Raw genomic sequence first — 7606 nt, forward strand, 5'->3', positions numbered from 1 at the left:
TCTGAAGCATTGGGGCTTAGTGTTCGTCATGTTAGGCGTCTGTGGAAAAACTACCAAGCAGAGGGAGCAGTTGGATTGGTGAGCAAAAGACGCGGCAGGCCAAGTAATAACCGATTACCTCCAGAAAGAAAAGAAAAGGCAATCGATATATTGCATGGTCAGTATGCAGATTTTGGGCCCACACTTGCTCATGAAAAATTGGTTGAGCAGCATGATCTCAAACTTTCACTGGGGAGTGTTCGTCAGATAATGATCACAGAGAAATTATGGACACCTCGTAAGGCGAAAAAGATAATTGCACATCAAATGCGAGAGCGGCGTGCCAGCCTTGGCGAGTTAGTACAAATAGATGGCTCTCCGCATCGCTGGTTCGAGGAGCGTGCAGCAGCTTGTACTCTGCTCGTATTCATAGACGATGCCACTGGCAGATTGGGAGAATTGCGTTTTGTTGAGGGGGAAAGTTTCTTTAGCTACGCGGCAGCCTCCAGGGCCTATTTTGAGCGTCATGGCAAGCCTGTGGCCTTCTACAGCGATAAACACGGCATATTCAGGGTCAATCAACCCAGCGTAGGTTCGGGAGAGAGCCTGACCCAGTTTGGAAGAGCGATGCAAGAGTTGGAAGTAGCGATCATTTGTGCAAATACGCCTCAAGCAAAAGGGCGGGTGGAGCGGGTAAACCTGACTTTGCAAGATCGCCTGGTGAAAGAGATGCGGCTCTTAGGCATCTCCAGCATCGAAGAGGGCAATGCCTATCTCCCTGAATTTATGGAGGATTTCAATCGTCGTTTTGCAGTTGTCCCGCGGAGTAGTAACGACGCGCATCGCCCCCTTTTATTGAAGGATGATCTCGACCAAATCCTGACCTGGCAAGAGACACGCATCATCTCAAAAAACTTGAGCATCCAATTCAAAAAGATTGTTTACCAAATCCAAACTGAGCGTCCGACTTATGCCTTAAGAAATGCCAAGGTTACGGTCTGTTTGGATGCAAAAGGAAAAGTTAGCATCCTGTACAAAGGAAAGGAACTTGCGTATACCATCTTCAAAAAACAAGCTAAACAGGCTGAAGCCATCTCGTCTAAAGATCTTGATCGCAAGGTGAACAAGATCCGCAAAGGTCACAAACCTGCCCCTGACCACCCCTGGCGCAGTGGCTATTCCGCATCAGTATCTGGACCAAATGCGGACATTTCTACTTAATTTAAATACAGGACATTTTAACTTGTCGTTGACAGACTAATTTGTTGTATCAATCACCTGTCAATTAAAACGGCGACTCCTCAGAAATTGAGGAGTCTACGTTTTAATTTGATATTCTACTGGGTTGCTGCTTCTGTAAAATGACAGGCAACCTTGTGTTTTGGCTCGCTGACCAAAGACTTGATTTCAGGCTCTTCATGAGAGCAAATATCTTTGGCGATTGGGCAACGAGGATGGAAACGGCAGCCATTCGGTGGGTTGAGTGGGCTTGGAACATCACCAGATAGAATCACTCGTTCCCGTTTGCGGTTTGGCTTGGGAATGGGGATCGCTGACATTAGCGCCTGTGTATATGGGTGTTGTGGATTACTAAAGAGTTCGTCTCGCGGGGCCATTTCAGCAATTTTACCAAGATACATAACTGCAACGCGATCAGAGATATGCTCTACAACAGCAAGGTTATGTGCTACGAAGAGATAAGTGAGTTCAAGTTCTTTTTGCAAATTGCGCAAGATGTTGAGCACCTGTGCTTGAATGGATACATCCAGCGCAGAGACAGGTTCATCAAGCACGATAAATTTTGGTTGCAAAGTAAGTGCACGGGCAATACCAATGCGTTGGCGCTGCCCACCTGAGAATTCGTGTGGGTATCGGTTAGCGTGATAATTTTCGAGCCCAACCCTGCGCATATTTTCTATAACCCTATCTACGCGTTCATCGGCATTACCCATCTTGTGAATCTTGATTCCCTCGGCAATTGATTCTCCGATTGGCAGGCGTGGGTCAAGCGACGCATATGGATCCTGGAAAACGATTTGCATTTTGCGACGCATTTCTTTTAGCTCTGCACCCTTAAGGGATAGGACATCTGTGCCTTCAAAGGTTACCGAGCCACTTGTAGCCGGTAGTAATTGAAGTATGGTATGACCTACGGTAGTTTTACCACAGCCAGATTCTCCTACGAGGCCAAGTGTTTCACCTTTGGCGATGGAAAAACTGACATCGTCTACAGCTTTGACTTGGGCTATTTCGCGTCGAAAAACACCTCCAGTAACCGGATAGTATTTTACAAGATTTTGAACGCGAATTAGTTCTTCCGTTTTATTGTCTATTGAGGTTTCGCTCATAAAATTATCTCTACTCTCTTGCTTTCATGGGAGCGACGTGATTCTCGCCATCCTGATAAAGCCAGCAACGCACTGTGTGGGCATCTCTAAATTTGTCCAAATCTGGTTCAAGCCGGTTGCAAATCTCAAGTGTGTATTCTTCCTTAGCCAGGCAACGGGGGGCAAAGCGACAACCAGGTGGCATATTGACAAGGTTTGGAACTGAGCCCGGGATCACTTTAAGCTCTTCCCGGACTTGTCCCAGAATAGGAACAGATGCAATTAGCCCTTGCGTATAGGGGTGCATTGGATTCTCGAAGATAGATTCAATATCTGATTGCTCAATAATTTGCCCGGCGTACATTACTGCAACACGGTCTGCGGTTTCTGCGATCAAACCAAGATCGTGAGTAATTAGGATAACCGAAGTGCCCATTTTATCGCGCAAGCCAAGAATCAGGTCTAAAATTTGAGCCTGGATCGTTACGTCCAACGCGGTCGTTGGTTCATCTGCGATCAGTAGCTCGGGCTTTAGTGCCAGCGCCATTGCGATCATTACGCGTTGTGCTTGCCCTCCAGACATCTCATGAGGGTAAGATTTAGCCTTTTCCTCAGCATCGGCAATGCCGACTAATTTGAGCAGCTTGACTGCTTCGTCCCAGGCCTCTTTCTTATCAATATCCTTGTGGATTTCAAAGACTTCGGCAATTTGCGCACCAACAGTGAAGACGGGATTTAGGCTGCTTTGTGGTTGTTGGAATATCATCGAAATCAGGTTACCGCGCATCCCTACCATTTCTGGCTCAGAAAGTTTGAGTAGATCGCGATCTTTAAAATAGATTTCACCCTCAACGATTCGACCGGGGTCATCGATCAATTGCAGGATGGAGAAAGACGTTACGCTTTTGCCGCAACCTGATTCTCCCACCAAGCCCAGGATTTCGCCCGAGTTGACTATAAAATCAACCCCATCGACAGCTTTAACAACACCATCGTCAGTAAAGAAATAGGTTTTCAGGTTTCGGACTTCTAAGAGAGTTTGAGTTGTATTATTTGTCACGTTTCAATCTCCATCCGATTAGTTTTTAAGTCGTGGGTCAATCGCATCGCGAAGCCCATCACCCAAAAGGTTGAATGCCAGTACAGTAATCATAATTGCCAGACCAGGGTAGAAAACCAAATGTGGCGCAGTGAATACCTGATTCCGTTCCGTACCAAGCATTGTGCCCCATTCTGCTGTTGGAGGTTGTGCACCCAAACCGAGAAAGGAGAGGGCAGCTGCATCAAGAATTGCTGTGGCAATGCCGAGCGTACCTTGTACGATTAGCGGAGGGATAGCGTTGGGCAGAATTCGGCGGAAAAGAACATGCATTGGAGAACCACCTAGCGCGCGTGATGCCGAAACAAATTCCTGTTCTTTTACAGAGAGAACGCTGGCGCGAACCACGCGGGCATATACTGGAATTGAAACGATTCCTATGGCGAGTAACGCGTTTTGCAATCCGTGCCCCAGAACTGCGACAATAGCAATGGCAAGAAGTAGAGACGGAAAAGCGAGCAGCACATCCATGATGCGCATGATGAGATTATCTATCCAGCCGCCAAGGAAGCCACCCAATGAACCAAGCAGTGTCCCGACCAGGATTGCAAATCCAACTGTGGTAAAGCCGATCATGAGCGAAATGCGTGTGCCAAATACGACACGACTAAAGACATCGCGAACGTTACCATCTGTACCGAGAATATGCTGGGGTTGATCTTCTGGACAACCCAGCAGGTGAATGCAGGGATCAGAACGCCTTTTAATGTCTTCGTGTCCAATTAAGACGAAATTGGGGTCAAATGGAGCAATCGCCGGAGCAAAGATTGCCACCAAAACCAGGAAGAGTAAAATCGTTCCGCCAATAATTGCCGAGCGTTGGCGGACTATCCTGCGCATAGTTAATCGGAACAACGAGTTTGTGCGATAATCTGTAGCTGAATCATTGGGGAGAAGTTCGATTTTGGTTGTCATTGTCTTTAGTCCAATCTTATGCGGGGATCAATGAAAACGTAGGAAAGATCAACTAAAAGGTTGACAGCGACATAGCCAACTGCAATGACAACTGTAAATCCTTGCACGATAGGGAAATCACGGGCAGTGATAGCCTCAAAGAGCATCCGCCCGACCCCTGCAAATCCAAAAATTGTTTCCGTAAGTACCGCACCTGCAAATAGTGTCCCAACCTGTAAACCGATGATAGTAATGACAGGCAGCAATGCATTCCGAAAGGCATGTTTTAAAATTACAAAACGTTCAAACAATCCTTTGGCTCGGGCTGTGCGAATATAATCCTGGCGGAGAACCTCCAGCATACTGGAGCGAGTCATCCGAGCGATAATTGCCAGTGGAATGGTACTCAAGGCTACTGCAGGCAAAATTAGGTGCTTAATCACGTCGCCGAGGACTTCCCAGTTTCCTGAAATGATGGAGTTGAAAATATACATATTGGCAAAGAATTCCAGAAAATTATATATGCCCGAGCCTTCTACAATGCCCCATTGAAAAACTTCAAAAAATGGAGTAGCCGACAAGCCGGCGGAAATTCGCCCAGACGGTGGTAACCAAAAGGGAGTATCTTTGAGGACTAGAGCAAAAAGATATGCGAGTAATAATCCCAGCCAATATACAGGCATTGATACCCCTGTATTGGCAGCGATCATTACCCCAACATCTACTGCTGTGTTGCGACGAACAGCGGCAATCACCCCTGCAGGGATACCGACCATGATAGCAAGAATAAGAGCGATAAGTCCAAGCTCAATGGTGGTGGGGAGACGTTCAAGTAGAATTTTTGCTACGGGACGGCTGTAGCGAATGGAATCGCCAAAATCGCCAGAGAAAATATTCTTCATATAAACCCCAAATTGAACCGGGATAGGCTTGTCAAGACCCTGTTCACGATTGAAGCGTTCACAAACTTCTGCGGAGGCCTTTTCACCAAGCATTGCTTTGCATGGATCCCCTGGAATTGCGCGCGCCATGATAAAGGTAACAACCAGAATCCCGAATATTACCGGGATTGAGTATAAAATGCGGCGAATTGCGTATTGTGTCATAAGCAAACCTACCTGAAATAAATTGTGATGATGGCAAAAGAACAACGCGAGACAGCACGCACCTGTTGGTGCCGCGCCATCTCGCGTTGTTGTTAGCTACGAGCTAGATGGCAATAGAAGAATTATTCCTCTACGTTCATCAAGCCGTCAAAGAGGTACGAATAGTACTCAAACGCACCTGTGTTACCAATGTGATTTGCGTTGGCTGCGTCAATACCAGCATACCATGAAGCAACGACATCGCTGGAATCAAAGGGGGTGCCATCGTGGAATGTGACGCCTTCACGAAGGGTGCAGGTCCAGACAGTCGCATCCTCGTTAGCCGTACAACCAGTGGCCAATTCAGGCACAACTTCGCCGGAGTCAATCGCGTAAGCCAACAGAGTTTCTACAACCTGCTGGCAGGGAGCCAGTGATTCGCCGTCGGTCTCGTCCTGGCAGAACAGGCTGATAGGTTCAGCATTCTGCATGAAGACAAAGGTGTCCTTGCCGGGATCGACTTTAGCAAAGAGCGGGGCGCCAAAGGGACGGAAATGGGCGTTATCAACAGTAGCCAGGGCTGCAGATGCAGCAGCACCGTTGGCAATCGGAACCATGGGAACCAGTTCGCGGATGGCATTGTTGGCCTCAACGTAGAGGGGTTCGGCTGTAGCGACATCGCCAATCTGTGAAGCTTTTTGAAGCGTTTCATAGATCTCAGGATGCGGGTCGCCGAACTGAGGATTCGATTCAGCAAAGTGGAAGTCCAGGAAGTTGGTCACGTGAGGATAGTCAGCACCCCAACCGAGAAGGTAGAAACCATCCAGGTTACCCTGTGTGGACTCATCGATGAATTCACCAGATTCCATTACAATGACGTCAGCGGTAATGCCGAGATTATCAGCCAACTGGGTTTGGAATTCAACAGCAACCAGACCGGGTTCCGGCAGATAGCCACGGAAGACATCACGATAATAGATTGTGGTCTCGAAGCCATCGGGGTAACCAGCGTCAGCCAGCATTGCCTTGGCGGCTGCGGCATCGAAATCGTACCAGGCATCACCGACACAACCATTGGGAAGACTGCAGGGGGTGAAGTGGGTGGGAACTACTGAACCTTCAGCATAGAAGTTGTCTACAATGCGCTGGCGATCAATACCCATAGCAATCGCCTGGCGAACCTTGACATCATCGAAGGGAGCGAAGGTGTTGGTCATTGCCAGGTAAAGCACGTTGGGGTTGGCAATCGGCAGGAATTGCAGGTTGGCGTCGTCCTTAACCGTATCGTAATCTTCAACGCTTAGGTTGGTGATCTGGTCAACTGTACCAGACTGAAGCTCGAGCAAGCGCTGCGCGCCTTCGGTTGCCCAGCGGAATACCAGGGTGTCGTAAGCAGGTGCGTCACCCCAATAGCCGTCATAAGCTTTGAAAGTAATGCTCTCGCCACGTGCCCAAGTGTCAAGCATGAAGGGGCCGGTGCCGACAGGAGCTGAAAGCAGGGTTTCCTGATTTGCTTCATTGGCATTCGCAGCTAACCACTCTTCAGCATAGATACCGAAGGGGGTAAAAGCAGCTTTTTGAGGAAAGGCGGGATCAGGGCTGCACATGTTAAAATCAACAGTATATGCATCAACCGCTACGATTGATTCAATCTTTCCACCGTAGTCACAAGGACCAACGGGCTCGGCCGGCTCTTCAGGAGCGGGGGCTGGTTCTTCAGGAGCGGGTGCCGGCTCTTCAGGAGCGGGGGCGGGTGCTTCTGTTGCTGCTGGGGTACAAGCGGCCAATACTAAGCTGGCGACGAGAACTGCCGCGAATAGCAAGTATAGGGTTTTATTCTTCATTATTTCTCCTCCTTACGGGAGATTGGTGAATAGGGGCACTGTCCATCAAAATGAACGTGCTGTTGAATAAATGAGATTTCTTCTTTGTTTATATTGTTCGTTCTTCCTCCTTCTGATAAGGTGTTATTTAAAACGCAGGCTTTCATTATACGGGGCATTGTATCAGGTTGTCAACATTGTATAAAAATTTCCAGCGGTGAAGAATACTCAAGCTGCGAGAAGAGAGTAATATAAATCGAAAAAGGGTGGAAACTGGGAAATGATCAACAGACGCGTGCTGAGGGCCTGTTGCTGCAGGAAAAATTTCATAAAGACTAATAGAAATCTAGCCACCTGACACTTTAATAATTGAATAGTTGATCGGCATCAATTCTCCAA

General features: G+C 47.8%; 6 protein-coding genes. 1 reads left to right on the forward strand and 5 read right to left on the reverse strand.

What is annotated here, in order from left to right:
* The coding region (locus AC3DOM_RS13760) for an ISNCY family transposase (protein ID WP_487919616.1) at nt 1–1200 on the forward strand (1200 nt) is incomplete at its 5' end.
* Nucleotides 1201–1316: 116 nt separating this feature from the next.
* Here AC3DOM_RS13760 and AC3DOM_RS13765 read toward each other — a convergent pair.
* The 5 genes from AC3DOM_RS13765 to AC3DOM_RS13785 all read right to left on the reverse strand — a co-directional run bounded on the left by AC3DOM_RS13765 (nt 1317) and on the right by AC3DOM_RS13785 (nt 7228).
* Nucleotides 1317–2327, reverse strand: a complete 1011-nt coding sequence (locus AC3DOM_RS13765) for an ABC transporter ATP-binding protein (RefSeq protein WP_487919617.1) — start codon at nt 2325–2327, stop codon at nt 1317–1319.
* 10 nt (nt 2328–2337) lie between these two features.
* Nucleotides 2338–3366 carry an ABC transporter ATP-binding protein gene (locus AC3DOM_RS13770; protein WP_487919618.1) on the reverse strand — a complete coding sequence of 343 codons (1029 nt, stop codon included), beginning with the start codon at nt 3364–3366 and terminating at the stop codon, nt 2338–2340.
* Between the two features lie 18 nt (nt 3367–3384).
* Nucleotides 3385–4320: an ABC transporter permease gene (locus AC3DOM_RS13775; protein ID WP_487919619.1), complete on the reverse strand. Its 936-nt coding sequence runs from the start codon at nt 4318–4320 to the stop codon at nt 3385–3387.
* Between the two features lie 5 nt (nt 4321–4325).
* The gene (locus AC3DOM_RS13780) at nt 4326–5405 is read right to left on the reverse strand and encodes an ABC transporter permease (protein ID WP_487919620.1); all 1080 of its coding nucleotides are present in this window, start codon (nt 5403–5405) and stop codon (nt 4326–4328) included.
* A 122-nt stretch (nt 5406–5527) separates the two neighbouring features.
* Entirely contained in the window at nt 5528–7228 is a 1701-nt protein-coding gene (locus AC3DOM_RS13785) for an ABC transporter substrate-binding protein (protein ID WP_487919621.1), read from the reverse strand.
* Between the last annotated feature and the right edge of the window lie 378 nt (nt 7229–7606).

The organism is Candidatus Desulfolinea nitratireducens (assembly GCF_982879505.1).

Coding starts and splice junctions, on each gene's coding strand:
- AC3DOM_RS13765 (WP_487919617.1), bottom strand. CDS start 2,327: ATGAGCGAAACCTCAATAGACAATAAAACGGAAGAACTAATTCGCGTT.
- AC3DOM_RS13785 (WP_487919621.1), bottom strand. CDS start 7,228: ATGAAGAATAAAACCCTATACTTGCTATTCGCGGCAGTTCTCGTCGCC.
- AC3DOM_RS13780 (WP_487919620.1), bottom strand. CDS start 5,405: ATGACACAATACGCAATTCGCCGCATTTTATACTCAATCCCGGTAATA.
- AC3DOM_RS13775 (WP_487919619.1), bottom strand. CDS start 4,320: ATGACAACCAAAATCGAACTTCTCCCCAATGATTCAGCTACAGATTAT.